This is a genomic window from Streptomyces sp. CRCS-T-1 (assembly GCF_024442335.1).
GTDB lineage: Bacteria > Actinomycetota > Actinomycetes > Streptomycetales > Streptomycetaceae > Streptomyces > Streptomyces koelreuteriae.
This window is the reverse complement of sequence record NZ_CP101651.1, coordinates 6,657,141-6,682,442: the sequence shown is the minus strand read 5'-3', so window position 1 is coordinate 6,682,442 and position 25,302 is coordinate 6,657,141. Positions and strand designations below refer to the sequence as shown.

Below are 25,302 nucleotides of genomic sequence, written 5' to 3'. Positions count from 1 at the left end.
GTGAGGCGATGACTACTTGCGCATGACCTCGGGCTCGTGGCGGCGCAGGAAGCGGGCCACGAAGAAGCCGCAGAGCACGCCGAGCGCGAGGAGCGCGCCCATGTCCATGGCCCAGGCGCCGACCGTGTGCTCCCACAGCGGATCGTTGTCGCCGGCGGTCTCCGGCGGGGCGATCTTGTTGAAGTCCAGCGTGGCGCCGGCGGCGGCGACCGCCCAGCGCGACGGCATCAGGAACGAGAACTGGTTGACGCCGATCGAACCGTGCAGCGTGAACAGGCAGCCCGTGAAGACGACCTGGATGATGGCGAACATCACCAGCAGCGGCATGGTCTTCTCGGCGGTCTTCACCAGCGAGGAGATGATCAGGCCGAACATCATCGAGGTGAAGCCCAGGGCCATGATCGGCACGGACAGCTCGACGAGCGTGGCGCTGCCGAAGACCAGGCCCTCCTCGGGGATCTCCCGGCTGGAGAAGCCGATGACGCCGACCAGCAGGCCCTGCAGCACGGTGATCATGCCGAGCACGAACACCTTGGACATCAGATACGCCGAGCGTGACAGGCCGGTCGCGCGCTCCCGCTCGTAGATGACCCGTTCCTTGATCAGCTCACGGACGGAGTTCGCCGCGCCCGCGAAGCAGGCGCCGACCGCGAGGATCAGCAGGACCGTGGTGGCGGTGCCGTTCGGGATGATCCGGCCGGACTGCGGGTTGACCGGGTTCGGCAGCAGGCCCTTGTCCGCGTCGATGAGCAGGCTGACCGCGCCGAGCACGGCCGGCAGGATCACCATCAGGGCGAGGAAGCCCTTGTCGGACGCGATCACCGAGACATAGCGCCGCACCAGCGTGACGAACTGGGACATCCAGCCCTGTGGCTTCGGCGGCTTCATCGCCTGCATGGGCGGAACCTGTACGGACTGCGGCGCCACGGCGTCGATGTCCGCGGCGTACATCTGGTAGTGCTGCGAGCCCTTCCAGCGGCCCGCCCAGTCGTAGTCGCGGTAGTTCTCGAAGGCGGAGAAGACATCGGCCCAGGTGTCGTAGCCGAAGAAGTTCAGCGCCTCCTCGGGCGGGCCGAAGTAGGCGACGGAGCCGCCCGGCGCCATCACGAGGAGCTTGTCGCAGATCGCCAGCTCGGCCACGGAGTGGGTGACGACGAGGACGGTGCGTCCGTCGTCGGCGAGGCCGCGCAGCAGCTGCATGACGTCGCGGTCCATGCCCGGGTCGAGGCCGGAGGTCGGCTCGTCCAGGAAGATCAGCGAGGGCTTGGTGAGCAGCTCCAGGGCCACCGAGACGCGCTTGCGCTGGCCACCGGAGAGGGAGGTGACCTTCTTCTCCTTGTGGATGTCCAGCTTCAGCTCGCGCAGCACCTCGTCGATACGGGCCTCGCGCTCGCGGGCCGTTGTGTCGGCGGGGAAGCGGAGCTTGGCCGCGTACTTCAGGGCCTTCTTGACGGTCAGTTCCTTGTGCAGGATGTCGTCCTGCGGGACCAGACCGATGCGCTGGCGCAGCTCGGCGAACTGCTTGTAGAGGTTGCGGTTGTCGTAGAGGACCTCGCCCTGGTCGGCCGGGCGGTAGCCGGTGAGCGCCTTGAGCAGGGTCGACTTGCCGGAACCGGACGGGCCGATGACCGCGATGAGCGACTTCTCGGGGACGCCGAAGGAGACGTCCTTGAGGATCTGCTTGCCGCCGTCGACCGTGACGGTCAGGTGGCGGGCGGAGAAGGACACCTCACCGGTGTCGACGAACTCCTCTAGCCGGTCGCCGACGATCCGGAACGTCGAGTGACCGACGCCGACGACATCGGCCGGGCCGAGCAACTGCCCGCCGCCCTTGGGGATCGGCAGGCCGTTGACGTACGTGCCGTTGTGGGAGCCGAGGTCACGGATCTCCATACGGCCGTCGGGCGTGGCGTGGAACTCGGCGTGGTTCCGGGAGACCTGCAGGTCGGAGACGACCAGCTCGTTCTCCAGGGCACGGCCGATGCGCATCACGCGGCCGAGGGAGAACTGGTGGAACGTGGTGGGGCTGCGGTCGCCGTGGGCCGGCGGTGCCCCCGCGGCACCGCCGGGAGCCTGCTGCTGCGGGATGTGCCCACCGGACTGCTGCGGCTGCTGCTGTTGCCAGCCGGCCTGCGGAGCCTGCTGCTGGGCGGGCGCCTGCTGGGCCCAGCCGGGGTTCGCGCTCTGCGCGGCGTAGGGCTGCTGCTGGGGCTGGGCCTGCGGCGTGGCGACGGAGGCCGCGGCGTCGGAGAGGTTCAGACGCGGTCCGTCGGTGGCGTTGCCCAGGTTCACCGCCGAGCCCGGGCCGAGCTCCAGGTGGTGGATCCGCTGCCCCTGCACGAACGTGCCGTTGGTGCTGCCATGGTCCTCGATGACCCAACTGCGGCCGTTGAAACTGACCGTGGCGTGACGCCAGGAGACCCTGGCGTCGTCGAAGACGACGTCCCCCTGCGGATCACGTCCGAGGGTGTATGCCCTGGACGGATCGAGCGTCCAGGTACGTCCGTTTGATTCCAGTACGAGTTCCGGCACTCCATGCCCCACTGAGTTGTCCCCCGAGTTACCCCCGACATGGGGAGTCTAGGGATGTCGAACATCGGGGGGAACTATTTCAGGAGCGGCCCCCTGACCGAAAGTCGGGCCTTGTGAAAACCGCGCACGGACGCCTCGGCCGATTCCGTTGACGGGGTTGAAACCGGGCCGGAGAGTGGTATTTCGTCGCGAGGGGGACATGCGCGGAGTTCCCGCCGCGTAGCGGATCGGGGGGTCTGCCATGGGTGCCGGTACAGGTGTCGAGAGGGCGAGTGACGGCGCGCGCGTGCCGTGGGGGGACGTGCTGATGTCCGCCGTCGCCGCCGTGAGCTGGGCGTTGATCGGGATGGCGGGCACGGCGGCCCTGGGGCTGCGGCTGCTGGAGGCGGACACGGCGGGGTCGTTGGGGCCGATGACCGCGGCGGTGGTGGCCCTGGGGGCGGGTGGTTCGGTCACTCCGTCCGGAGATGTGTCGGTGTTCGGCCTCACGGGCGCGGAGGCGGACACGGCCATCGAGATCACGCCACTGGGGGTGAGCCTGGTCGGGGCGCTGCTGCTGTCGTACTTCTTCCTTCGGTCCTTGCGGGCGGCGGGAGTTGTGATATCACCGGCCGAACTCCTGGCGCGTGCCGGTGCGGTGGTCGCGTTGTTCGTGGCGATGCTGGGCGGGCTGGCCTGGGCGGGGCACGACGTCATCACGATCGACGGCGGCTCGCTGGGGCTGGACGACCTGACCGGCGGGGGCGGGGGCGGAAGCGGCGGCCTGGAGATCCCCGGGCTCGGGGACGCCGGGGACATCGGCGGGCTGCTGCCGGACCGGCTGGGGGACCTGGTCGACGCGCAGGCGGCGGTCGGGTTCTCGGTCGACACCGTGCCCACGCTGTTCGGCGGGCTCGGGTGGTCGGCCGGGATCCTCCTCGTCGCCCTGCTGGCCTCGCGCCGCACGCCGCTGCCGCGGGGGTGGGAGGCCGTGCACCGGGTCGTACGGCCGACCGTTTCCGCGGTGGTGACCGTGCTGCTGGTGGCCGTGGCGGCGGGGTTCGCCGCGGCGGCGTACGCGGCGAGCGGCGACGACCATCCCGGGCGCATCGCCGGCGCGGCACTGCTCGGGGCGCCGAACGGGGTGTGGCTGGGCGTGCCGATCGGCCTGTTCGTGCCGTGGGACGGCCGGGCAACGGGTGAACTGACCCGTTTCCTGCCGGACCCGCTGGACGATCTGCTCGTGGCCCGCCCCGACCAGCAGGTGACGCTGGGGAGGCTGGCCGAGTTGGACGGGCGGGTGTGGCTGCTGGGCGTGGCTGCGGCGCTGATGATGCTGCTGGCGGGGGTGCTGACGGCGGTGCGGTCGCCGGTGGGGAGCGTCGCGGGGGCGGCGGCGGTACGGGGTTCCGGTGCCCTCGGTTTCGCGGGCCGGTGCGCGCTGCGGCTGGGGGTCGCGACCGCGCTGGCCCTGCCGTTGCTGGCCTGGCTGACGGACGTGTCCGTGACCGCCTCCCTGTCCGTACTCGGCTTCGACGCGTTCGGTGCGGGCATCGAACTGCACGGGCATCTCGGCATGGCCCTGCTGCTGGGCGCGGTGTGGGGCGCGGGGGCCGGGGCGGTGGGGGCGTTGCTGGCGTGGGCGAGCGGGGGCGCGGGGCGGTCGGCGGCGGTGTTGGCCCGGGGGGATGGGGTGGCGGGGGCGGGGGGTGGCTCGGGGGTGGGCTCGTACGGCGAGGGCCAGGGCTGGCACGGCGAGGCTGGGCAGCACAGCGAGCGCACCGGCCGACACGGCGAGGGCACGGGCCCGTACGGCGAGGGCACCGGCTGGCCCAGCGCGGCCGGGCGGCGCGATGGGGGCCAGGGCTGGCACGGAGAGGACACGGGCCAGCACGCAGAGAGCACCGGGGCGGCCGGGAGTCAGAGCGAGCAGGCGTCGTACGGGAGGGAAGCCGGGCCCTACGCGCCAGGTACGCCGTACCGGCCGCCGAACCCGGCCACCAATCCCTACCTCCGGGTTCCGGAGGAACTGCGGGAGCCGGAGGACGCACGGCCCGGCGACGCACGCCGGGGCCCGCATGACGAAGGGCAACCGGACGGAGGACGGTCGGACACCCCGGACGCGGGACGGCCGGACACAAGGCCCACCGAACCCGGCAACGGCGACGTGTACGGCGCGCCCACCGTGGCGCGGCCGGTCGGGCCGCCTCCGCGAGGCCCCCGGCAGCCGCCCGGGCCGCGGAGCGGGAACGGGCCGCCTCCCCGGCCGGACGACGGGCCGCCGCCCCCGCCTCCTCCCCCGCCGCCGCGGAAACCGCGGGGCGGGAGGTGATCCCGAGGCCGGAGGGACGCCGTACCGGCACGCAAGATTCACGCCATCGACACGACACCCAGTGTTCGCCGTCCGCCAGCCGGACCTCAGGGGCGGTGTGACCTGCCTGCCCGATACGGTGGAACCACCATGAGCGCATCGCAGACCTCGTCCTCTGACGTCCCCACCCTCCTTGTCAAGATCTTCGGCAAGGACAGGCCGGGCATCACGGCCGGCCTCTTCGACACCCTCGCGGCCTTCTCCGTCGACGTCGTCGACATCGAGCAGGTCGTCACCCGTGGCCGGATGGTGCTGTGCGCGCTCGTGACCGAGCCGCCCCCCGGACTCGAGGGAGATCTGCGGGCGACCGTCCATAGCTGGGCCGAGTCGATGAAGATGCAGGCGGAGATCATCTCCGGCCTCGGCGACAACCGGCCGCGCGGACTGGGCCGCTCCCTGGTCACCGTGCTCGGGCATCCGCTCACCTCGGAGGCGACCGCCGCGGTCACCGCGCGGATCACCAGGACCGGCGGCAACATCGACCGTATCTTCCGGCTCGCCAAGTACCCCGTGACCGCCGTCGAGTTCGCCGTGTCCGGTGTGGAGACCGAGCCGCTGCGCACCGCCCTGGCGCCCGACGCGGCGAAGCTCGGCATCGACGTGGCGGTCGTCGCCGCCGGTCTGTACCGGCGAGCGCAGCGCCTGGTCGTCATGGACGTCGACTCGACGCTCATCCAGGACGAGGTCATCGAGCTGTTCGCCGCGCACGCCGGCTGCGAGGACAAGGTCGCCGAGGTGACGGCGGCCGCGATGCGCGGGGATCTGGACTTCGAGCAGTCCCTGCACGCGCGCGTGGCGCTGCTGGAGGGGCTGGACGCCTCGGTGGTGGACAAGGTGCGCAGCGAGGTCCGGCTGACGCCGGGCGCCCGCACCCTGATCCGTACGCTGAAGCGGCTCGGCTACCAAGTCGGTGTCGTCTCGGGCGGGTTCACCCAGGTCACCGACGATCTGAAGGAGCGGCTGGGGCTGGACTTCGCCCAGGCCAACACGCTGGAGATCGTCGACGGCAGGCTGACGGGCAAGGTCACCGGCGAGATCGTCGACCGCGCGGGCAAGGCGCGGCTGCTGCGCCGGTTCGCGGCGGAGGCGGGCGTGCCGCTGTCGCAGACCGTGGCGATCGGTGACGGTGCGAACGACCTGGACATGCTGAACGCGGCCGGTCTGGGTGTCGCCTTCAACGCCAAGCCGGTGGTGCGCGAGGCCGCGCACACGGCGGTGAATTTCCCGTTCCTGGACACGGTGCTGTACCTGCTGGGCGTCACGCGCGAAGAGGTCGAGGCGGCGGACACCCTCGACACGGTCTGAAGCAGGCAGGAGGGCCCGGCACCGTGCGGTGCCGGGCCCCTGTCACTGCCCCACGGTCACGCGGCGACGGTCACTCGGTCGGCGCCCAGTAGTCGCCCAGCGCGGCCACGCCGGGCTCCACGTTCTTCCATGACCCGGTGAACGACAGGACGGCGAAGGCGGCGGCCGGGAAGCCACGGCGGTCCATCCGCTCGCGGGCGTCGTCCTCGGCCGAGCCCGCCAGGATGTCGGCGAGGCCCTGGATGCCCGGGTTGTGGCCGATCATGAGGACGTTCCGCACATCGTCGGGGGTCTCGTTGAGCACGGCGATCAGTTCGCCCGGGGAGGCCTCGTAGATCCGCTCTTCGTAGACGGTTTTCGGCCGATGCGGGAACTCATGGACGGCGAGCTTCCAGGTTTCCCGGGTCCGGACCGAGGTGGAGCACAGGGCCAGGTCGACTGGGATGCCGGTGTCGGCCAGCCTGCGCCCGGCCTCCGCCGCGTCTTTTCGGCCCCGGTCGGCAAGCGGACGCTCGTGATCGGTCACCTGTGGCCAGTCGGCTTTCGCATGGCGGAAGAGGACAATCGTGCGGGGTTCTGCGACGCTCATGAGATCCAGCTTCGCATGAAACACGCCATGGGGCGCAGGGAGTTGACCACCGGCTTCGGCCGTGCTCAGCGGGCTGTCAGCTGCTGGAGCCGCTCGAAGAGGTGGGTGACCACGGGGTCACCGGTGGCAGCGTGGGCTCCGGAGGGGTTCAGGATCAGGACGAGCAGCGCGGTGAAGAGAAGCGCCGGCAGGGCCAGGGCCCACCAGGGGAGCCTGCTGTCGACGCCGGACCGGGTCGCCGGGTGGGGCGGGGTCTGCGTAGGGGCCGACATGGGTGCCTCCGCTCTTCGAGTGGCCGGTGGCCCCCGTCTCGCGGCCACACCTCGAAGTTACGGAATCGGCGGCGGCCAACCCATCCGGTGACCCACCCACTTGACCCTGACCCTCACCCCCTAGGGGACAGGGGGGCCAGCCCCACCATCGGCGGGGCGAGGGCCGGTCACGGCGAGGCGATCGTGGCGATGACGCCGATGACGATGAAGATCGCGAAGAAGGCGCCGAACACGAGCAGCATCTTCTTCTGACCATGCTGGGGATTCGGATCGAGCACTGGCATGGGGCAAGTGTCGCACCCACCCCGGGCGCGGTACGCCCCGGGGTGAGGCCGACGCCGCGCGCCGGTTCAGCGGCCCGCCTCCTCCTCCACCGTGCGGTCGCGGCCCGCCAGCCAGCCGACCACCATCTGCGGGACCATCAGGGCGCCCATCAGTGTGAGCGGCAGGCCCCAGCCGCCACTGTGCTGGTAGAGGACGCCCACCAGGAGCGGCCCCGGGATGGAGATCAGGTAGCCGGTGCTCTGTGCGAACGCCGACAGCTGGGCCACGCCCGGGCCGGTCTTGGCCCGCATACCGACCATGGTGAGGGCGAGCGGGAAAGCGCAGTTCGCGATGCCGAGCAGCAGGGCCCAGGCCCAGGCGCCCTCGGCCGGCGCGAGATACAGCCCGGCGTAGCCGATCAGGCCGCAGACGCCCAGGGTGAGCACGATCGGGCCCTGGTGCGGCAGCCGGGTGGCCAGGCGGGGTATGACGAAGGCCAGGGGCACGCCCATCACCATGGTGAGCGCCAGCAGCAGCCCGGCGGTGCCCGCGGGCACTCCGGCGTCCCGGAAGATCTGCGCCATCCAGCCCATGGTGATGTAGGCGGCGGTGGCCTGGAGCCCGAAGAAGACGGCCAGCGCCCAGGCGGTACGGCTCCGGGTGATCCGCAACTGCGGCGCCTCCACGCGCGTGGGGTCCGTCCGCACAGGGGTCGAGGTCTCCGTCGCCGCGTCCGGGCCGCGCGTCACCCCGTCGCCGTCGCCGTCGGCCCGCCGCCCCGGCCCCGACGCCGCCGCACGCCCCCGTACGAACGGCAGCCACGGCAGGATCGCCGCGACGGCGAGTCCCGCCCACAGGGCCAGCCCCGACTGCCAGCTCCCGCCCAGGGCGTCGGAGACGGGCACCGTGACCGCGGCCGCGAGGGCCGTGCCCAGGGCGAGTCCCATGGAGTAGACGCCGGTCATGGAGCCCACGCGGTCGGGGAACCACTGCTTGACGATGACCGGCATCAGGACGTTGCTGACGGCGATGCCCATGAGGGCGAGGGCGCTGGCGGCCAGGAAGCCGGCCGTGCCGCCCGCGTACGGCCGTATCGCCAGGCCGGAGGCGATGGCGACCATGCCGGCGCAGACCACGGCGCCCGCTCCGAAGCGGCGGGCGAGCCGCGGGGCCATGACGCCGAAGACGGCGAAGCACAGCGGCGGCACGGAGGTGAGCAGCCCGGCCACGCTGCCGCTCATGCCGAGCCCGTCGCGGACCTCCTCCAGGAGGGCGCCGAGGCTGGTGATGGCGGGCCGGAGGTTCAGGGCGGACAGCACGATGCCGAGGACGAGCAGCCGTGTCGTCCACGCGCGCGTGGACGGGCCGCCCGGTTTCCCGGCGTCGTGCGCGGCCGAGCTGCGAACGGTCGGGGGCGTCATGGTCCGGGTTTCCTCACTAGCCATGAGGCCCATCATAGAATCATGGGATGATTGACTGTCCAATCCGTCCGCTCCTCGGCTGCCGTCCGGCGCCCCGGCCGTGCGAAGGTGAGCCATGCCTCTGAGCCATCCCCGTCGTTCGGCGCTGTCCGAACAGGTCATCGCCGCGCTGCGGGCCCAGATCACGTCGGGCGAGTGGCCGGTCGGCTCCCGTATCCCGACCGAGCCGGAGCTGGTCGAGCAGCTGGGCGTCGCCCGCAACACGGTCCGTGAGGCCGTCCGCGCGCTCGCGCACAACGGCCTGCTGGACATCCGCCAGGGCTCCGGCACCTATGTCGTGGCGACCAGTGAGCTGGCGGGGGTGATGCAGCGGCGGTTCGCCGGCGCCGACCCCCGGCACATCGCCGAGCTGCGCTCCACGCTGGAGTCGTCCGCGTCCCGGCTGGCCGCCGAGCGGCGGACCGAGAAGGACCTCAAGCAGCTCGACGCGCTGCTGCTGCGGCGTGAGGAGGCCTGGGAGTCGGGTGACGCGGAGGCGTTCGTGACCGCGGACGCGACCTTCCACCTGGCCGTGGTCTCCGCCTCCCACAACGACGTGATGACCGCCATGTACGCCGACCTGGGCGAGGTGCTGCGGGACTGGCTGCGCGAGGACGTCGGCGAGGAGCTGACGCCGGAGACGTACATGGACCACGGGCGGCTGCTCGACGCGATCCGCGTGGGAGACGCGGACCGGGCGGGGACGGAGGCGGCCCGCTATCCGTTCCTGTGCCGGCTGGGCGGGATCAGCTCGTCCTCCGGTGGCTGACCCAGGCGGCGTCGACTTCCTTCCAGCAGCGCCCCTTGAGCCGCACGGTCTGCGCGGGCCCGGCCTCCACCGGGGAGCTGTCCGTGTCGATGTCCCACCAGCGGGCGCACTCGACGTGCAGGCTCACGCGGTCGGGCTCCGGAAAGGGGTTGTGACAGTACGCGGTCACCCTGGAGTCGTGGACGCGGATCCGGCACGCGGCACCGAAGGGGGCGGCCCGCTCCCGCTCGTCGTCGTCGGCGGGCACGCGCGCGTGCGGCACCGCCTCGTATGCCAGGGTCAGGACGAGAGCGACAGCGACGGACAGTGAGGCCGTTCGGCGGGACAAGCGCACAAGGGGACCTCCTCGGCCGTGCTGGGGAGGGGACCGCGTGGTGAACGCGTACTCCAGAGTGCCCGGTCACAGGCCTCCCCCGCCCGGCCGGAGCGGCCGAACGGGTGACGCCCCGCTCCCCGCGCGCTGCGGGGAACGGGGCGTCGACGGCGTACGGGAGATCAGGCGCCGATGGCGTGCAGACCGCCGTCCACGTGGATGATCTCGCCCGTGGTCTTCGGGAACCAGTCGCTCAGCAGCGCGACGATGCCGCGGCCGGCCGGCTCGGGGTCCTTGAGGTCCCACTCCAGCGGCGAACGGTCGTCCCAGACGGCGGCCAGCTCGCCGAAGCCCGGGATGGACTTGGCGGCCATGGAGGCCAGCGGGCCGGCGGAGACGAGGTTGCAGCGGATGTTCTGCTTGCCCAGGTCACGGGCGACGTAGCGGCTGGTGGCCTCCAGGGCGGCCTTGGCCGGGCCCATCCAGTCGTACTGCGGCCAGGCGAACTTCGCGTCGAAGGTCAGACCGACGACCGAGCCGCCGTTCTGCATCAGCGGCAGGCAGGCCATGGTCAGCGACTTCAGGGAGTACGCCGAGACGTGCATCGCGGTGGAGACCGACTCGAACGGCGTGTTCAGGAAGTTGCCGCCGAGGGCGTCCTGCGGGGCGAAGCCGATGGAGTGCACGACACCGTCGAGGCCGCCCAGCTCCTCGCCGACGATGTCGGCCAGCCGCCCGAGGTGCTCGTCGTTGGTGACGTCGAGCTCGATGACCTTGGTGGGCTTCGGGAGCTTCTTGGCGATGCGCTCGGTCAGCGTGGGCCGCGGGAAGGCGGTCAGGATGATCTCGGCGCCCTGCTCCTGGGCCAGCTTGGCGGCGTGGAAGGCGATGGAGGACTCCATCAGCACACCGGTGATCAGGACGCGCTTGCCCTCGAGAATTCCGCTCATGGTGATCAGTGACCCATTCCCAGTCCGCCGTCAACGGGAATGACGGCTCCAGTGATGTACGAGGCGTCGTCCGAGGCGAGGAACCGCACCGTCGCGGCGACCTCCTCGGGTCGCGCGTACCGGCCGAGCGGCACCTGCTTCACGATGCCCTCACGCTGCTCGTCGGTGAGCACCTTGGTCATGTCGGTGTCGACGAAGCCGGGCGCGACGACGTTGAAGGTGAGGTTGCGCGAGCCCAGCTCACGGGCGAGGGAGCGCGCGAAGCCGACCAGGGCGGCCTTGGAGGCGGCGTAGTTGGCCTGGCCCGGGCCGCCGTAGAGGCCGACGACCGAGGAGATCAGGACGACGCGGCCCTTCTTGGCCCGCAGCATGCCGCGGTTGGCGCGCTTGACCACACGGAAGGTGCCGGTGAGGTTGGTGTCGATGACCGAGGTGAAGTCCTCCTCGGACATGCGCATCAGGAGCTGGTCCTTGGTGATGCCGGCGTTGGCGACGAGTACCTCGACGGGGCCGTGGTTCTCCTCGATCTCCTTGTAGGCCTGCTCCACCTGCTCGGGGTCGGTGATGTCGCACCTGACGGCCAGGAAGCCCGCCGGCGGCTCACCCGAGCGGTATGTGATGGCGACCTTGTCGCCGGCATCGGCGAAAGCGCGGGCGATGGCGAGGCCGATGCCCCGGTTGCCTCCGGTGACGAGAACCGAGCGGCTCAACGGATCACCCTTTCGATAGCGGTCTGATTACGCCCGCCCGGGCGCCTGGACGACAGACGGCGATGACAGGCGGCTTCTTCGAAAACCTATCGGTCCGGGCACGCCCGCGGAGAATCGGGCACCGACAGTGGCGTAGGGGACTCACTGTCGGGTCCCTACAGAAAGCCACGCACCCGGGGTACGGAAACTCGTGGCCCGCGCGCGTGCGGGACGACATGATCGGAGCAGTCACGCAGTACGGCGACCACGCTCACCTCGACAGAAAGAGACGGCGGTGCCTCATACCATCGACGAGGCCTTCACGGCCCTCCCCCTACGCGCCCTCGCCGACGCGGCCCTCGCACGCGCGCGTGCGCTCGGCGCCGAGCACGCGGACTTCCGGTTCGAGCGGGTGCGGGGCGCCTCCTGGCGGTTCCGGGACGCCAAGCCCGCCGGGTCGTCGGACACCACCGACCTCGGGTACGCGGTGCGCGTGGTGCACGGCGGGACATGGGGTTTCGCGTCCGGCGTCGACCTCAGCCTGGACGCCGCCGCCAGGGTCGCCGGGCAGGCGGTCGCCATGGCGAAGCTGTCCGCCCAGGTGATCAAGGCGGCCGGGTCGGACGAGCGCGTGGAGCTGGCGAGCGAGCCGGTGCACTCCGAGAAGACCTGGGTCTCGTCGTACGAGATCGATCCGTTCACCGTGCCCGACGAGGAGAAGGCCGGGCTGATCGCGGACTGGAGCGCGCGGCTGCTGGCGGCCGACGGGGTGGACCATGTCGACGCCTCGCTGCTCACCGTCCACGAGAACAAGTTCTACGCCGACACCGCGGGGACCGTGACCACGCAGCAGCGGGTACGGCTGCACCCCGTGTTCAACGCCGTGTCGGTGGACGAGTCGAGCGGCGAGTTCGACTCGATGCGCACCCTCGCGCCGCCCGTGGGACGCGGCTGGGAGTACCTGAGGGGTACCGGCTGGGACTGGGAGGGCGAGCTGGAGCGGATCCCGGAGCTGCTCGCCGAGAAGATGCGCGCGCCGAGTGTCGATCCGGGTCTGTACGACCTGGTCGTCGACCCGTCCAACCTGTGGCTGACCATTCACGAGTCCATCGGGCACGCGACCGAGCTGGACCGGGCCCTCGGCTACGAGGCCGCCTACGCCGGCACCTCCTTCGCCACGTTCGACCAGCTGGGCAAGTTGCGCTACGGCTCGGAGCTGATGAACGTCACCGGCGACCGCACCGCCGAGCACGGCCTCGCCACCATCGGGTACGACGACGAGGGCGTCGCGGGCCAGTCCTGGGACCTCGTCAAGGACGGCACCCTCGTCGGCTACCAGCTCGACCGGCGGATCGCGAAGCTGACCGGGTCCGAGCGCTCCAACGGCTGCGCCTACGCCGACTCCCCCGGGCATGTGCCGGTGCAGCGCATGGCCAATGTGTCGTTGCGGCCGGACCCGGCCGGGATGTCGACCGAGGATCTGATCGGGGGCGTGGAGCGGGGGATCTACGTCGTCGGTGACCGGTCCTGGTCGATCGACATGCAGCGCTACAACTTCCAGTTCACCGGGCAGCGCTTCTACCGGATCGAGAACGGGCGGCTCGCCGGGCAGCTGCGGGACGTGGCCTACCAGGCGACGACCACCGACTTCTGGGGTTCCATGTCCGCCGTCGGTGGTCCGGGGACCTATGTCCTGGGCGGCGCCTTCAATTGCGGCAAGGCGCAGCCGGGCCAGGTCGCGGCTGTGTCGCACGGCTGCCCGTCGGCCCTCTTCAAGGGCGTCAACATTTTGAACACGACCCAGGAGGCCGGTCGATGAGCGCGCGTTCCAGCAAGCCGCACGAGGTCGTCGAGCGCGCCCTCGCACTGTCCCGGGCGGACGGCTGTGTCGTCATCGCCGACGAGCAGTCCACCGCCAATCTGCGCTGGGCGGGCAACGCCCTGACCACGAACGGTGTCACGCGCGGGCGCACGCTCACCGTCATCGCCACGGTGGACGGCAAGGAGGGCACGGCCTCGGGTGTGGTGTCACGGTCCGCCGTGACCGCCGACGAACTGGAGCCCCTGGTGCGGGCCGCGGAGGCCGCCGCGCGCGGTGCCGGGCCCGCCGAGGACGCGCAGCCGCTGGTCACGGGCGTGGCCGCGAGCCCGGAGTTCACGGAGGCGCCCGCCGAGACCTCCTCCGCGGTGTTCGCCGACTTCGCCCCGGCGCTCGGCGAGGCCTTCGCACGCGCGCGTGCGGGCGGCCGGGAGCTGTACGGCTTCGCCAACCACGAACTGGTGTCGACGTACCTGGGCACCTCCACGGGGCTGCGGCTGCGGCACGACCAGCCGAACGGGACGCTGGAGCTGAACGCCAAGTCCCCGGACCGGACCCGGTCCGCGTGGGCCGGGCGCTCCACGCGGGACTTCAAGGACGTCGACCCGGCGGCCCTGGACGCGGAGCTGGCGGTGCGCCTCGGGTGGGCCGAGCGGCGTGTGGAGCTGCCCGCGGGCCGGTACGAGACGCTGCTGCCGCCGTCGGCCGTGGCCGATCTGCTGATCTACCAGCTGTGGTCGGCGTCGGGCCGGGACGCGGTCGAGGGCCGCACGGTGTTCTCCCAGCCGGGCGGGGGCACGCGGGTCGGCGAGAAGCTGACCGACCTGCCGCTGACCCTGCGCAGCGATCCGCACGAGCCCGGCCTGGAGTCGGCGCCCTTCGTGATCGCGCACTCCTCCGGCGGCGACGAGTCGGTGTTCGACAACGGGCTGCCGCTCACGGCCACCGAGTGGCTGCGCGAGGGCGAGCTGCGGCATCTGACGACCAGCCGCCACAGCGCGGGCCTGACCGGTCTGCCGGTGGCGCCGGGCATCGACAACGTGATCCTGGACGGGGGCGAGGACCGCTCCCTGGACGAGATGGTCGCGAACACCGAGCGCGGGCTGCTGCTGACCTGCCTGTGGTACATCCGCGAGGTCGACCCGGCGTCGCTGCTGCTGACGGGTCTGACCCGGGACGGCGTGTACCTGGTCGAGAACGGCGAGGTGACCGGCGAGGTGAACAACTTCCGGTTCAACGAGACGCCGGTCGGTCTGCTGGGCCGGGTGACGGAGGCCGGGCGGACGGAGAAGACGCTGCCGAGGGAATGGAGCGACTGGTTCACCAGGGCCGCGATGCCTGCCCTGCGGGTGCCCGACTTCAATATGAGCTCTGTCAGTCAGGGCGTATAACCTCGTACCTGATTACGAGACCAATCGATGGGGCCCGCTCCACGCGGGCCCGCTCAAGGAGATACGAGAACCGTGACGGACATCGTCGACGAGCTGAAGTGGCGCGGGCTTTTCGCCCTGTCCACTGACGAGGACGCTTTGCGCAAGGCGCTCGCGGACGGTCCCGTCACGTTCTATTGCGGCTTCGACCCGACGGCGCCGTCGTTGCACGTGGGGCACCTGGTGCAGGTGCTCACCGTGCGGCGGCTCCAGCAGGCCGGTCACCGGCCGCTGGCGCTGGTCGGCGGTGCCACGGGCCTGATCGGCGACCCGCGTCCGACGGCGGAGCGCACGCTGAACGACCCGGAGACGGTGACCGGCTGGGTCGGCAAGCTGCGTTCCCAGATCGAGCCGTTCCTGACCTTCGAGGGCGAGAACGCGGCCGTCATGGTCAACAACCTCGACTGGACGGAGAACCTCTCCGCGATCGAGTTCCTGCGGGACATCGGCAAGCACTTCCGCGTCAACAAGATGCTGACGAAGGACTCCGTGGCCCGGCGTCTGGAGTCCTCCGAGGGCATCAGCTACACGGAGTTCAGCTACCAGCTCCTCCAGGGCATGGACTTCCTCCAGCTCTACCGCAGGTACGGCTGCACGCTCCAGCAGGGCGGCAGCGACCAGTGGGGCAACCTCACGGCGGGCCTGGACCTGATCCACCGCCTGGAGCCGGACGCCGCGGTGCACGCCCTGGCGACGCCGCTGATGACCAAGGCGGACGGCACCAAGTTCGGCAAGACCGAGGGCGGCGCCGTCTGGCTCGACCCGGAGATGACGACGCCGTACGCGTTCTACCAGTTCTGGCTGAACGTGGACGACCGGGACATCTCCAAGTACATGCGCATCCTGTCCTTCCGCTCCCGTGCGGAGCTGGAGGAGCTGGAGCAGCAGACCGAAGAGCGTCCGCAGGCCCGTGCCGCGCAGCGCGCCCTGGCCGAGGAGCTGACGACGCTGGTGCACGGCGCGGACCAGACGGCCGCCGTGATCGCCGCGTCCAAGGCCCTCTTCGGGCAGGGCGAGCTGGCGGAGCTGGACGACAGGACGCTGGCCGCGGCCCTGTCGGAGGTGCCGCACATCCAGGTCTCCGAGCTCGGCCCGGTCGTCGACCTGTTCGCCGAGGTCGGCCTGGTGGCCAGCAAGTCGGCCGCGCGCCGCACGGTCAAGGAGGGCGGTGCCTACGTGAACAACGTCAAGGTCGCCGCCGAGGACGAGGTCCCCGCCAAGGAGGACCTGCTGCACGGCCGCTGGCTGGTGCTGCGCCGGGGCAAGAAGAACCTGGCGGCCGTCGAGGTCACGGGCGGCTGAGCACGCCTGCGAAGGGGGCCGTCTCCGGTGCGGAGGCGGCCCCCTTCGCCGTGCGCCCCGCCGTCACGCCCGCTGTCTGTCTCCCCGTGCGGCCGTCCAGGCCTTGTCGCCGAGGCCGACGAGGATGATCGCCATCGCCAGCTGGAAGACATGCCGCCACCAGTCGATGCCCGAGGTGGCGTCGACGCCGGCCGCCCGGGCGATGGCGTTGCCGGCGATGCCTCCGATGATGCCCAGGATGACGGTCAGCCACAGAGGCAGATGCTGCTTGCCCGGAATGATCGCCTTGGCGAGCAGGCCGAGTACCAGTCCCACGATGATCGCCCACAACCAGCCCATCGGTGCCTCCTCGTACGGCTCGACGTGAGCTCTACGGCCAGTGTCGGCCCAGGTGCCCTACGCCGCATGCCGGGGATGGCCGTACGCGCCACAGCGCACGCCGTCCACCTCGGCCGGACGGGCCCCGGTCTCGTGGCGGGCGCAGCCGCGGCGTACCGTGGGAGCTGTCCTGGTCAGGTTCCCCGGCCGGCCCGGGACGGCCACGGGGCGGGGAGAGTCCGATACGGGCGGATGGTGGAATGCGATGCGGAAGCAGCATGGCGACGGCAACGTCCAGGTTTTCCGGATCACCGGCGCCCGGACCGGACTTCAGGAGGACGTACGCGGGCGGCAGCGCCGGTACGTGATCTCGATGACGGTCCGCACGATCTCCGTGATCCTCGCGGCCACGTTGTGGAACGTCGAACGGCACGTCGCCATCGTGGCGTTGGTGCTCGGGCTGGTGCTGCCGTACATCGCGGTGGTGATCGCGAACGCCGGGCGCGAGAACGCGCCGTCTCTGCCGTCGACGTTCGTGGCGGCGCCGACGCGTCCGATGATCGCGCCGTCGGAGGCGCGGGACGGCTCCGCGGAATCCGCGGCGGAAGATGCCGCGTCCGGGGCCGCGCCGGGTGCGAAGACCGATTCGCACGAGCGATAGGGACGCGCGGGGGCGGGCACAAACGGAAGTCATCTTCCCGCCAAGCTCAAGAAAAGCTCAGATCAATCATGTTGTTCAGGTGCCGGGCTCGGGGTTACCCGTGACATACTTCGTACGCGCTCCGCATCCCCCGTCGGAGCGACGGACCGACGCCGGGCAGCTCCCCCCGTGGCTGCTCGGCGTCGCCTTTTCTGTGTGCAGTGGTGAGACAAAGCTGTGAGTGACGAGACGCCGATCTGTTCCGCGAAGGGTTGCCGCGTCGACGCGGTGTGGGTGCTTGCGTGGAACAACCCGAAGATTCATACGCCGGAGCGGCGCAAGACGTGGCTGGCGTGTGAGGAGCATCGCGAGCATTTGTCGCAGTTCCTCGGGGTGCGGGGGTTTTTGAAAGACGTGGTGCTTTTCGAGGAGTGGGACGGCTGAGTTCCGGCTTCGTCTGCGGCCCGGTGGGGGTTGTTCGCGCAGTTCCCCGCGCCCCCTTGGGGCGCTCCTCTATCCCCCGATAGCGGACATGGGCCGGTCCGGCTGTACGAAGGTCGGGTCGTCCAAGCCCGCTCCCGCCTTCTTGCCCCACATCGCCAGGCGCCAGATGCGGGCGATCTCCTCGTCGGGGGCGTCGGAGCGGAGGGCGGCTCGGAGGTCGGTTTCCTCTTGGGCGAAGAGGCAGGTGCGTATCTGTCCGTCGGCGGTGAGGCGGGTGCGGTCGCAGGCCGCGCAGAAGGGGCGGGTGACGGAGGCGATGACGCCGACGACATGCGGCCCGCCGTTCACCAGCCAGCGCTCCGCCGGGGCCGAGCCGCGCTTCTCCTCGCCCTCGGCGGTCAGCTCGAAGCGGGTGCGCAGGGAGGTCAGGATGTCGCCTGCCGTGATCATGCCGTCGCGCTTCCAGCCGTGCTGGGCGTCCAGGGGCATCTGCTCGATGAAGCGCAGCTCGTAGTCGTGCTCCACGGCCCAGGCGAGGAGGTCCGGGGCCTCGTCGCCGTTGAGACCCGGCATCAGGACTGAGTTGACCTTGACCGGGGTCAGGCCGGCGTCGCGGGCGGCGTGCAGGCCCTCGATGACGTCCTGGTGGCGGTTGCGGCGGGTGAGGGTCTTGAAGACGTCCGGGCGCAGTGTGTCGAGGGAGACGTTGACCCGGTCCAGGCCCGCCTCCTTGAGGGCGGCCGCCGTGCGCTTGAGGCCGATGCCGTTGGTCGTGAGGGACATCTGGGGGCGCCGGTCGAGGGCCGCGACGCGCTCGACGATGCCGACCAGGCCGGGGCGCAGCAGGGGCTCGCCGCCGGTGAAGCGGACCTCCTCGATACCGAGGGAGGTGACCGCGATGTCGATCAGGCGGACGATCTCGTCGTCCGTGAGCAGGTCCGGCTTGGCCAGCCACTGCAGGCCTTCCTCGGGCATGCAGTAGGTGCAGCGCAGATTGCACCGGTCGGTCAGCGAGACCCTCAGGTCGGTGGCCACTCGGCCGTAGGTGTCGATGAGCACGTGGGCCCCCTCCCTCGACGCGGATCGTGCCCGGAGCACTTCCTCTCCGACACCTGCGAGCCTACGTGACCCCACCGACAACTCCACAGGCCCGATCCCACGACGCACAGCGCGGCCGCGCCGCAGGGACCTGGAGGTTCCTACGACACGGCCGCGTGAGGGGGTTGGTGCTCAGTGGGCGCCGGTGCCGGTCAGAGACCTGACCTCCAGCTCGGCGTACTTCTTGGCGTCCGGCTCCTCCTTGGACAGGACGGTGCCGAGCCAGCCCATGAGGAAGCCGAAGGGGATGGAGATGATGCCCGGGTTCTTCAGCGGGAACCAGGCGAAGTCCACCTCGGGGAACATCGCCTTGGGGTCGCCGGAGACGACGGGCGAGAACAGCACCAGGCCGACGGCGACGATCAGACCGCCGTAGATCGACCACAGGGCGCCCTGGGTGGTGAAGCGCTTCCAGAAGAGGCTGTAGAGGATCGTCGGCAGGTTGGCGGAGGCCGCGACCGCGAAGGCGAGGGCGACCAGACCGGCCACGTTCAGGTCGCGGGCGAGGGCGCCGAGGCCGATGGAGACGACGCCGATGAGGACGGTCGCCCAGCGGGCCGCGCGGACCTCCTCGGCGCCGGACGCCTTCCCCTTGCGGATGACGTTGGCGTAGATGTCGTGCGCGAAGGACGACGACGAGGCGAGGGTGAGGCCGGCGACGACGGCGAGGATCGTCGCGAAGGCGACCGCCGAGATCGTGGCGAGCAGGATCGCGCCCCAGGTGGAGTCGACACCGCCGAGGTGCAGGGCGAGCAGGGGTGCCGCCGTGTTGCCTGACGGGTTGGAGGCGATGATCTCGTCCTGGGAGATCAGCGCGGCGGCGCCGAAGCCGAGGGCGATGGTCATCAGGTAGAAGCCGCCGATGATGCCGATCGCCCAGTTCACGGACTTACGGGCCGCCTTGGCGTCGGGCACCGTGTAGAAGCGGATCAGGATGTGCGGCAGACCGGCCGTGCCGAGCACCAGGGCGATGCCCAGGGAGACGAAGTCCAGCTTGGAGGTGCCGGTCATGCCGTACTGGAGGCCGGGCTCCAGGAAGGCGGCGCCCTTGCCGCTGTTCTCGGCGGCCGTGCCGAGCAGGTCGGAGATGTTGAAGTTGAACTTCAGCAGCACCAGGAAGGTGATGAGGAGCGTGCCGCCGATGAGCAGCACGGCCTTGACCATCTGGACCCAGGTGGTGCCCTTCATACCGCCGATGGAGACGTACACGACCATCAGCAGGCCGACGAGGGCGACGATGAGGATCTTGCCCGCGTCGGAGGTGATGCCGAGCAGCAGCGAGACGAGGACGCCCGCGCCGGCCATCTGGGCCAGCAGGTAGAAGATCGACACGACGATCGTGGACGTACCGGCGGCGGTGCGGACCGGGCGCTGGCGCATGCGGTACGCGAGCACGTCGCCCATGGTGTAGCGGCCGGAGTTGCGCAGCGGCTCCGCCACCAGGAGGAGGGCGACCAGCCAGGCGACCAGGAAGCCGATGGAGTACAGGAAGCCGTCGTAGCCGAAGAGGGCGATCGCGCCCGCGATGCCGAGGAAGGACGCGGCCGACATGTAGTCGCCGGAGACCGCGAGTCCGTTCTGGAAGGCGCTGAACTGGCGGCCGCCCGCGTAGAAGTCGGCGGCGTCCTTGGTCTGGCGGCCTGCCCAGACGGTGATGCCGAGCGTGGCCAGGACGAACAGCGCGAACAGGGTGATGATCAGCGGCCGGTGCTCGCTGGCCTCGTTCGCGGCGAGCAGGGTGTGCTGTACGGAGCTCATGCGCCGCCCTCCATCCGGGTCTTGATGGCCTCGGCCTTGGGGTCGAGCTTCGCGGCGGCGTGCCGCGAGTACCACCAGGCGATGAGGAACGTGGTGATGAACTGGGCGATGCCGAGGACGAAGGCGACGTTGATGTTGCCGAACAGCTTGGTGCCCATGAGGCCGCCCGCGTAGTTCGACAGCAGCACGTACAGCAGGTACCAGGCGATGAAGGCGACGGTCAGCGGGAAGGCGAAGGAGCGGTAGGAGCGGCGCAGTTCACCGAACTCCGCGCTCTCCTGCACCTCGGCGAACTCCTCGGGTGAGGGGAGTTTGTGTTGCTCTTTCGAGGGGGGCGGTGCATCGGTGGACACGGAGAGTCTCCTCGTGACGACGGAAGCGGTTCGAACGGGGGGCGGAGGCGAGTGTCCTCGCGCTCCCTGCTCAACGTCACGGCGGCACGCGAGAACCGGTTCAACTGCCCGGCGTTCTTTCCGAAGTCGTTTCGGCAAACCGTTGCTGGCCAGCGAGAGCGCGGGATAGCTTCGCCCTGAACCACCCGTCATGTACCTGCCCGAGCACCACCTGTGCCTCGGGCCGGTTTCGTTTCCGGATGATGTGGAGACCCCATGTCCCAGCTGCGTTCCAGACGCCGGCTCGCCCTCGCCGTGCCCGTCGTGCTGTCGCTGACGGCCTCGTTGGGCTTTCTGCCCGCCGCCGCGTCGGCCGCCCCGCGCGTGGAGTCGTCCGCGCCCTCGGCGGACGCGCCCCAGCTGGCGTACGTCGTCAACACCAAGGTGGACCGTCGCACCATCTCGTCGGTGAAGAAGGCGATCGGGAAGGCCGGCGGCTCGGTCGTCACCACGTACGAGCGGATCGGCGTGATCGTCGTCCACTCCTCGAACGCCGACTTCGCCACGTCCATACGCAAGGTGCGCGGCGTCCAGTCGGCGGGTGCGACCAGGACGACGCCGCTGACCGCCGCGGGGACGAAGGAGGAGGGCGCGGCGCAGTATCTGACCGACGCCCAGGCCGCGCGGGTCGAGGCCGCCTCGGCGAAGGCGCCCGACAGCGAGCCCCTCGAGGCCGACCAGTGGGATCTGCGGGCGATAGGCGCCGACAAGGCCGCGAAGATCAACCCGGGCAGCCGCAAGGTGACCGTCGCCGTGATCGACACCGGCGTCGACGACACCCACCCCGACATCGCCCCGAACTTCTCCGCGTCGCAGTCCGCCAACTGCGCCGGTGGCAAGCCCGACACCAGCGAGGGCGCCTGGCGGCCGTACACGCCCGAGGACTACCACGGCACGCATGTCGCCGGTGAGATAGCCGCCGCCCGCAACGGCACAGGCGTGGCGGGCGTCGCCCCCGGGGTGAAGGTCTCCAGCATCAACGTGACCGACCGGGCGAACGGCCTCTTCTACCCGGAGAGCGTCGTGTGCGCCTTCGTGTTCGCCGCCGACCACGGCGTCGAGATCACGAACAACAGCTACTACGTCGACCCGTGGCTGTACAACTGCATGGACGACCCGGACCAGCGGGCCATCGTCGACGCGGTCAACCGGGCGCAGCTGTACGCCCAGAAGAAGGGCACGCTGCACGTCGCCTCGGCGGGCAACTCCAACCACGACCTGGACTCGGACGCGATCCTCGACGACTCCAGCCCGGACGACTCCACCCCGGTGGAGCGCACGATCGACCCGCACGAGTGCTTCGACGTCCCGACCCAGCTGCCGGGTGTCGTCACGGTGAGCGCGACGGGCGTCAACCATCTCAAGTCGTACTACTCGACGTACGGCAAGGGCGTCGTGGACGTCGCGGCGCCGGGCGGTGACGGGCGCTACCAGATACCCGACACGCCCTCGAAGAACGGCCGCATCCTGTCCACCATGCCGGGCGGCACCTGGGGCTTCCTCCAGGGCACCTCGATGGCCGCTCCGCACGCCTCCGGCGTCGCCGCGCTGCTGAAGTCCGAGCACCCCAAGGCGTCTCCGGCCCAGCTCCAGGGGCTGCTGAAGGCGCAGGCCGACCGGACCGCCTGCCCCGAGTCCTACGACCAGGACGGCAACGGCACCCAGGACGCCACGTGCGAGGGCGGCAAGCGGGTCAACGGCTTCTACGGACACGGCATCGTCAACGCGCTGCGCGCGGTCAAGTGACCTGTGCATCCTGAGACTTCACGCACCGTCAGCTCGTACCGCTCGTACCGCGAACCTACTGGAGACACCATGACAGCGCCGCACGCGCGCTACCGCCGCGCCGTCGCGATCCCGGCCGGGATGGCGATGGCCACGGCCCTCGCGTTCCTGCCGAACTCCACGGCGACGGCCGCCGTGGACGCCGCTCCGGCGGTCTCGGCCGACGCGACGCCGCTCAGCTACGTGGTCAACGTCAAGCCGGGGCACGGCACTTCGGCGTATGTGAAGAAGGCCGTCGGCAAGGCCGGGGGCACGATCGTGACGTCGTACGACCAGATAGGCGTCATCGTCGTCCACTCCTCGAACCCCGACTTCGCCAAGACCGTCCGCAAGGTGCGGGGCGTGCAGTCGGCCGGGGCCACCCGGACCAAGCCGCTGCCCGCGGCGACGACGGGTGACCTCGGCACGCCGAAGGCGCTGAGCGCGGCCGAGGTCGCGAAGGCCGAGGCCCCCGCCGGGCAGGACCCGCTCCAGCCCCAGCAGTGGGACCTGCCGGCCATCAAGGCGGACAAGGCGCACGAGAAGTCGCTGGGCAGCAAGAAGGTCACGGTCGCGGTGATCGACACCGGGGTCGACGACACGCACCCCGACATCGCGCCCAACTTCGACCGCAAGGCGTCGGTCAACTGTGTGTCGGGCAAGCCGGACACCGCGGACGGGGCCTGGCGGCCGAGCGCCGCGGAGAGCCCGCACGGCACCCACGTCGCCGGTGAGATCGCCGCCGCCAAGAACGGTGTCGGCATGACCGGTGTCGCGCCCGGGGTGAAGGTCTCCGGCATCAAGGTGTCCAACCCGGACGGCTTCTTCTACACGGAGGCCGTGGTGTGCGGCTTCGTGTGGGCGGCCGAGCACGGGGTCGACGTCACGAACAACAGCTATTACACCGACCCCTGGTACTTCAACTGCGGCGACGACCCGGACCAGAAGGCGCTGCTGGACGCGGTCGGCCGGGCCTCGCGGTACGCGGAGAAGAAGGGCGCGGTCAACGTCGCGGCGGCGGGCAACGAGAACTACGACCTGTCGGCCGACGAGATCACCGACCCGTCGTCCCCGAACGACACCACGCCGGGCGACCGGACCGTCGACCCCTCGGAGTGCCTCGACATCCCGACCCAGCTGCCGGGTGTCGTCACGGTCGCCTCGACGGGCGCGAAGGGCATCAAGTCGTCCTTCTCCAACTACGGGCTGGGCGTCGCCGACATCGCGGCCCCGGGCGGCGACTCGACCGCCTACCAGAAGCCGGAGGCGCCGGCCACGAGCGGGCTGATCCTGGGCACGCTGCCGGGCGGCAAGTGGGGCTACATGGCCGGTACGTCGATGGCGTCCCCGCACGTCGCGGGCGTCGCCGCCCTCATCAAGTCGACGCACCCGTACGCCTCCCCGGCCCTGGTGAAGGCCCTGCTCTACGCGGAGGCCGACGCCACGCCGTGCACGGACCCCTACGACATCGACGCCGACGGCAAGGTCGACGCGGTGTGCGAGGGCTCCAAGAACCGCAACGGCTTCTACGGCTGGGGCATCGCGGACGCGCTGGACGCGGTGACCAAGTAGAGCTCATGTGAAGGCACGACGGGCCGGGCGGGGACACCTGCCCGGCCCGTCGTGTGTCCGCGGCTCGCGGGAAGCGCGGTGTGGGTGTTCGCCGGTCGTAGGACCTGCGAAGGCCTGCGTCGGCCCGACTACGCCATGTGAGTGACATCGACTGCGGCTGGGGTGGTCGGCCGCGTCCAAGGCCGACCTGAGTTCGCTCCCCTGGACTTGCCCGATCATGTGAAGGTTGGTGAAGATCTTGGGGTGACCTTGACAAGACCCACGCCAGGAGTGGCCGACAGCGGCGGGCGCGTCGGTGCGGGCCGGGCCGTTGTCGTCCTGGTCCTGGTGGCCCTGGGCGGGCTGATCCCGCTGCTCGGCCCGTCCACCGCGCTGCACGGCACCGGGGAGGCCGCGGCGCCCGGGGCCGGTGGCATCGCCCTGCTGCGCACGGTGCTGTTCGCGGCGCTGTGTGTGCCGGTCGGCGAGCTGTTCGTGAACCGGCTGGCGCGGTCCGTGCCGGGTGCGGAGGGGGCCGTCGGCCAGCCCTTGGACGCGCCCCGCAGTTGGTCGCCCTGCGCCGCCGGCGTCGGGTTCGTCGCCGCCTTGGGGCTCGCCTCGGTCGTGGCGACGGGCAATCTCGTCCCGGGCGGCCTGGCGGACATGGACGTCGGCGGGCTCCACGCGTCCCGGGACGGCAAGCTCGCCCTGCTCGAGGTCAACGCGTTCCTGGTGGCGGGGCTGTGCGCCGTGTCGCGCCGGCCGGCCACGCAGGTGTGGCCACTGGCCGCCGTGGTCGTCGCGGAGGCGCTGCGCGCGCACCCCCCGACCGAGCAGAGCCCGCTGACCGGCTCCGGGCTGACGCTCGTCCACCTGATCTGCGCGGCCTTGTGGGTGGGCGGTCTGCTGCACGCGCTGCGGACCCTGCGCCTGTGGCACGGCCGGTACGGCACCGGGGCGGGCGCGGCCCTGCTGGGCCTCTACGCGCGCGTGGCGGCCGTACTGCTCGCCGCCATCACCGCGACGGGGGTGTGGAGTTCGCTGCGCCGGATGCCGCCGGGGACGATCCTGGAGCAGCTCACGGCCACGGCGTACGGGCGCGCGCTGCTCGCCAAGGTGCTGCTCGTGGCCGCCGTCGCCGCCCTCGCCCTGTGGGCCCGGAGCCGACTGCGCCGGGCGGCCGATCCGCTGTCCGCCTGTGCGCCCGCGCGGGCGGAGGTCGTCGCCCTCGGCCTGGTGATCGCGGTGTCCGGGGTGCTGACGGCCCTTCCGGTGCCCATCCGCTGGTGAGCC

23 protein-coding genes are annotated in these 25,302 nt (G+C 71.0%); 11 read left to right on the top strand and 12 right to left on the bottom strand.

The annotated features are described in order from the left end of the window. Positions 1-12: 12 nt before the first annotated feature. Positions 13-2,532, bottom strand: a complete 2,520-nt coding sequence (locus tag NNW99_RS30265; RefSeq protein WP_215122343.1) for an FHA domain-containing protein — start codon at positions 2,530-2,532, stop codon at positions 13-15. Between the two features lie 241 nt (positions 2,533-2,773). On the opposite strand from NNW99_RS30265, the gene NNW99_RS30260 reads away from it, so the two are divergent. Together NNW99_RS30260 and serB are read left to right on the top strand one after the other, a co-directional pair. Beyond that, positions 2,774-4,843 carry a streptophobe family protein gene (locus tag NNW99_RS30260; protein ID WP_215122342.1) on the top strand — a complete coding sequence of 690 codons (2,070 nt, stop codon included), beginning with the start codon at positions 2,774-2,776 and terminating at the stop codon, positions 4,841-4,843. 129 nt (positions 4,844-4,972) lie between these two features. Next, positions 4,973-6,187: a phosphoserine phosphatase SerB gene (serB, locus tag NNW99_RS30255; RefSeq protein WP_215122341.1), complete on the top strand. Its 1,215-nt coding sequence runs from the start codon at positions 4,973-4,975 to the stop codon at positions 6,185-6,187. 70 nt (positions 6,188-6,257) lie between these two features. On the opposite strand, the gene NNW99_RS30250 is transcribed toward serB, so the two are convergent. The 4 genes from NNW99_RS30250 to NNW99_RS30235 form a co-directional block, all read right to left on the bottom strand. After that, entirely contained in the window at positions 6,258-6,776 is a 519-nt protein-coding gene (locus NNW99_RS30250) for a histidine phosphatase family protein (protein WP_215122340.1), read from the bottom strand. A 65-nt stretch (positions 6,777-6,841) separates the two neighbouring features. After that, complete coding sequence (locus NNW99_RS30245) at positions 6,842-7,048, bottom strand: hypothetical protein (RefSeq protein ID WP_215122339.1); 207 nt, start codon at positions 7,046-7,048, stop codon at positions 6,842-6,844. Between the two features lie 167 nt (positions 7,049-7,215). Next, positions 7,216-7,332, bottom strand: a complete 117-nt coding sequence (locus NNW99_RS30240) for an SGM_5486 family transporter-associated protein (RefSeq protein ID WP_106974401.1) — start codon at positions 7,330-7,332, stop codon at positions 7,216-7,218. Positions 7,333-7,398: 66 nt separating this feature from the next. Then, positions 7,399-8,769 carry a CynX/NimT family MFS transporter gene (locus NNW99_RS30235; RefSeq protein ID WP_215122338.1) on the bottom strand — a complete coding sequence of 457 codons (1,371 nt, stop codon included), beginning with the start codon at positions 8,767-8,769 and terminating at the stop codon, positions 7,399-7,401. A gap of 79 nt (positions 8,770-8,848) precedes the next feature. On the opposite strand from NNW99_RS30235, the gene NNW99_RS30230 reads away from it, so the two are divergent. Continuing rightward, entirely contained in the window at positions 8,849-9,541 is a 693-nt protein-coding gene (locus NNW99_RS30230) for a FadR/GntR family transcriptional regulator (RefSeq protein ID WP_215122337.1), read from the top strand. On the opposite strand, the gene NNW99_RS30225 is transcribed toward NNW99_RS30230, so the two are convergent. From NNW99_RS30225 to fabG, 3 genes are all read right to left on the bottom strand, one after another. After that, a complete protein-coding gene (locus NNW99_RS30225; RefSeq protein ID WP_215122336.1) occupies positions 9,519-9,875 on the bottom strand; it encodes a hypothetical protein in 357 nt (118 codons plus the stop codon). The two genes, NNW99_RS30230 and NNW99_RS30225, sit on opposite strands and share 23 nt — an antisense overlap. A gap of 161 nt (positions 9,876-10,036) precedes the next feature. Then, complete coding sequence (gene fabI / locus NNW99_RS30220; protein WP_215122335.1) at positions 10,037-10,804, bottom strand: enoyl-ACP reductase FabI; 768 nt, start codon at positions 10,802-10,804, stop codon at positions 10,037-10,039. 5 nt (positions 10,805-10,809) lie between these two features. Further along, entirely contained in the window at positions 10,810-11,514 is a 705-nt protein-coding gene (fabG, locus tag NNW99_RS30215) for a 3-oxoacyl-[acyl-carrier-protein] reductase (protein ID WP_215122334.1), read from the bottom strand. Positions 11,515-11,788: 274 nt separating this feature from the next. Here fabG and NNW99_RS30210 point away from each other — a divergent pair, with 274 nt between their 5' ends. The 3 genes from NNW99_RS30210 to tyrS all read left to right on the top strand — a co-directional run bounded on the left by NNW99_RS30210 (position 11,789) and on the right by tyrS (position 16,044). Further along, positions 11,789-13,312, top strand: coding sequence for a TldD/PmbA family protein (locus NNW99_RS30210; RefSeq protein WP_215122333.1), 1,524 nt, complete (start codon positions 11,789-11,791; stop codon positions 13,310-13,312). After that, entirely contained in the window at positions 13,309-14,703 is a 1,395-nt protein-coding gene (locus tag NNW99_RS30205) for a metallopeptidase TldD-related protein (RefSeq protein WP_215122332.1), read from the top strand. Before NNW99_RS30210 ends, NNW99_RS30205 begins: the two co-directional genes overlap by 4 nt. A gap of 72 nt (positions 14,704-14,775) precedes the next feature. Next, entirely contained in the window at positions 14,776-16,044 is a 1,269-nt protein-coding gene (gene tyrS, locus NNW99_RS30200; protein ID WP_215122331.1) for a tyrosine--tRNA ligase, read from the top strand. A 63-nt stretch (positions 16,045-16,107) separates the two neighbouring features. On the opposite strand, the gene NNW99_RS30195 is transcribed toward tyrS, so the two are convergent. Continuing rightward, on the bottom strand, positions 16,108-16,383 hold the full coding sequence (locus tag NNW99_RS30195) for a GlsB/YeaQ/YmgE family stress response membrane protein (RefSeq protein WP_215122330.1): 276 nt from the start codon (positions 16,381-16,383) through the stop codon (positions 16,108-16,110). Positions 16,384-16,627: 244 nt separating this feature from the next. Here NNW99_RS30195 and NNW99_RS30190 point away from each other — a divergent pair, with 244 nt between their 5' ends. Together NNW99_RS30190 and NNW99_RS30185 are read left to right on the top strand one after the other, a co-directional pair. Next, a complete protein-coding gene (locus NNW99_RS30190) occupies positions 16,628-17,023 on the top strand; it encodes a DUF3099 domain-containing protein (RefSeq protein ID WP_215122329.1) in 396 nt (131 codons plus the stop codon). Positions 17,024-17,239: 216 nt separating this feature from the next. Next, the gene (locus NNW99_RS30185; protein WP_189730241.1) at positions 17,240-17,446 is read left to right on the top strand and encodes a hypothetical protein; all 207 of its coding nucleotides are present in this window, start codon (positions 17,240-17,242) and stop codon (positions 17,444-17,446) included. Positions 17,447-17,515: 69 nt separating this feature from the next. Here the strand turns inward: NNW99_RS30185 and moaA are convergent, their stop codons facing one another. The 3 genes from moaA to NNW99_RS30170 form a co-directional block, all read right to left on the bottom strand. Beyond that, the gene (moaA, locus tag NNW99_RS30180) at positions 17,516-18,505 is read right to left on the bottom strand and encodes a GTP 3',8-cyclase MoaA (protein WP_215122328.1); all 990 of its coding nucleotides are present in this window, start codon (positions 18,503-18,505) and stop codon (positions 17,516-17,518) included. A gap of 171 nt (positions 18,506-18,676) precedes the next feature. Further along, positions 18,677-20,302 (bottom strand): cation acetate symporter, encoded by a 1,626-nt coding sequence (locus NNW99_RS30175; RefSeq protein ID WP_215122327.1) that lies wholly within the window; start codon positions 20,300-20,302, stop codon positions 18,677-18,679. Beyond that, positions 20,299-20,655: a DUF485 domain-containing protein gene (locus NNW99_RS30170; protein WP_215122326.1), complete on the bottom strand. Its 357-nt coding sequence runs from the start codon at positions 20,653-20,655 to the stop codon at positions 20,299-20,301. Before NNW99_RS30170 ends, NNW99_RS30175 begins: the two co-directional genes overlap by 4 nt. A 255-nt stretch (positions 20,656-20,910) precedes the next feature. Here NNW99_RS30170 and NNW99_RS30165 point away from each other — a divergent pair, with 255 nt between their 5' ends. The 3 genes from NNW99_RS30165 to NNW99_RS30155 all read left to right on the top strand — a co-directional run bounded on the left by NNW99_RS30165 (position 20,911) and on the right by NNW99_RS30155 (position 25,299). Beyond that, positions 20,911-22,440 (top strand): S8 family serine peptidase, encoded by a 1,530-nt coding sequence (locus NNW99_RS30165; RefSeq protein WP_215122325.1) that lies wholly within the window; start codon positions 20,911-20,913, stop codon positions 22,438-22,440. Positions 22,441-22,509: 69 nt separating this feature from the next. Beyond that, on the top strand, positions 22,510-24,030 hold the full coding sequence (locus tag NNW99_RS30160) for a S8 family serine peptidase (RefSeq protein ID WP_215122324.1): 1,521 nt from the start codon (positions 22,510-22,512) through the stop codon (positions 24,028-24,030). Between the two features lie 243 nt (positions 24,031-24,273). After that, entirely contained in the window at positions 24,274-25,299 is a 1,026-nt protein-coding gene (locus NNW99_RS30155; protein WP_215122323.1) for a CopD family protein, read from the top strand. Positions 25,300-25,302 lie beyond the last annotated feature (3 nt).

Coding starts and splice junctions, on each gene's coding strand:
- NNW99_RS30230 (WP_215122337.1), top strand. CDS start 8,849: ATGCCTCTGAGCCATCCCCGTCGTTCGGCGCTGTCCGAACAGGTCATC.
- NNW99_RS30195 (WP_215122330.1), bottom strand. CDS start 16,383: ATGGGCTGGTTGTGGGCGATCATCGTGGGACTGGTACTCGGCCTGCTC.
- NNW99_RS30260 (WP_215122342.1), top strand. CDS start 2,774: ATGGGTGCCGGTACAGGTGTCGAGAGGGCGAGTGACGGCGCGCGCGTG.
- NNW99_RS30205 (WP_215122332.1), top strand. CDS start 13,309: ATGAGCGCGCGTTCCAGCAAGCCGCACGAGGTCGTCGAGCGCGCCCTC.
- NNW99_RS30245 (WP_215122339.1), bottom strand. CDS start 7,048: ATGTCGGCCCCTACGCAGACCCCGCCCCACCCGGCGACCCGGTCCGGC.
- NNW99_RS30250 (WP_215122340.1), bottom strand. CDS start 6,776: ATGAGCGTCGCAGAACCCCGCACGATTGTCCTCTTCCGCCATGCGAAA.
- fabI (WP_215122335.1), bottom strand. CDS start 10,804: ATGAGCGGAATTCTCGAGGGCAAGCGCGTCCTGATCACCGGTGTGCTG.
- NNW99_RS30175 (WP_215122327.1), bottom strand. CDS start 20,302: ATGAGCTCCGTACAGCACACCCTGCTCGCCGCGAACGAGGCCAGCGAG.
- NNW99_RS30235 (WP_215122338.1), bottom strand. CDS start 8,769: ATGATGGGCCTCATGGCTAGTGAGGAAACCCGGACCATGACGCCCCCG.
- NNW99_RS30165 (WP_215122325.1), top strand. CDS start 20,911: ATGTCCCAGCTGCGTTCCAGACGCCGGCTCGCCCTCGCCGTGCCCGTC.
- NNW99_RS30240 (WP_106974401.1), bottom strand. CDS start 7,332: ATGCCAGTGCTCGATCCGAATCCCCAGCATGGTCAGAAGAAGATGCTG.
- NNW99_RS30160 (WP_215122324.1), top strand. CDS start 22,510: ATGACAGCGCCGCACGCGCGCTACCGCCGCGCCGTCGCGATCCCGGCC.
- NNW99_RS30190 (WP_215122329.1), top strand. CDS start 16,628: ATGCGGAAGCAGCATGGCGACGGCAACGTCCAGGTTTTCCGGATCACC.
- serB (WP_215122341.1), top strand. CDS start 4,973: ATGAGCGCATCGCAGACCTCGTCCTCTGACGTCCCCACCCTCCTTGTC.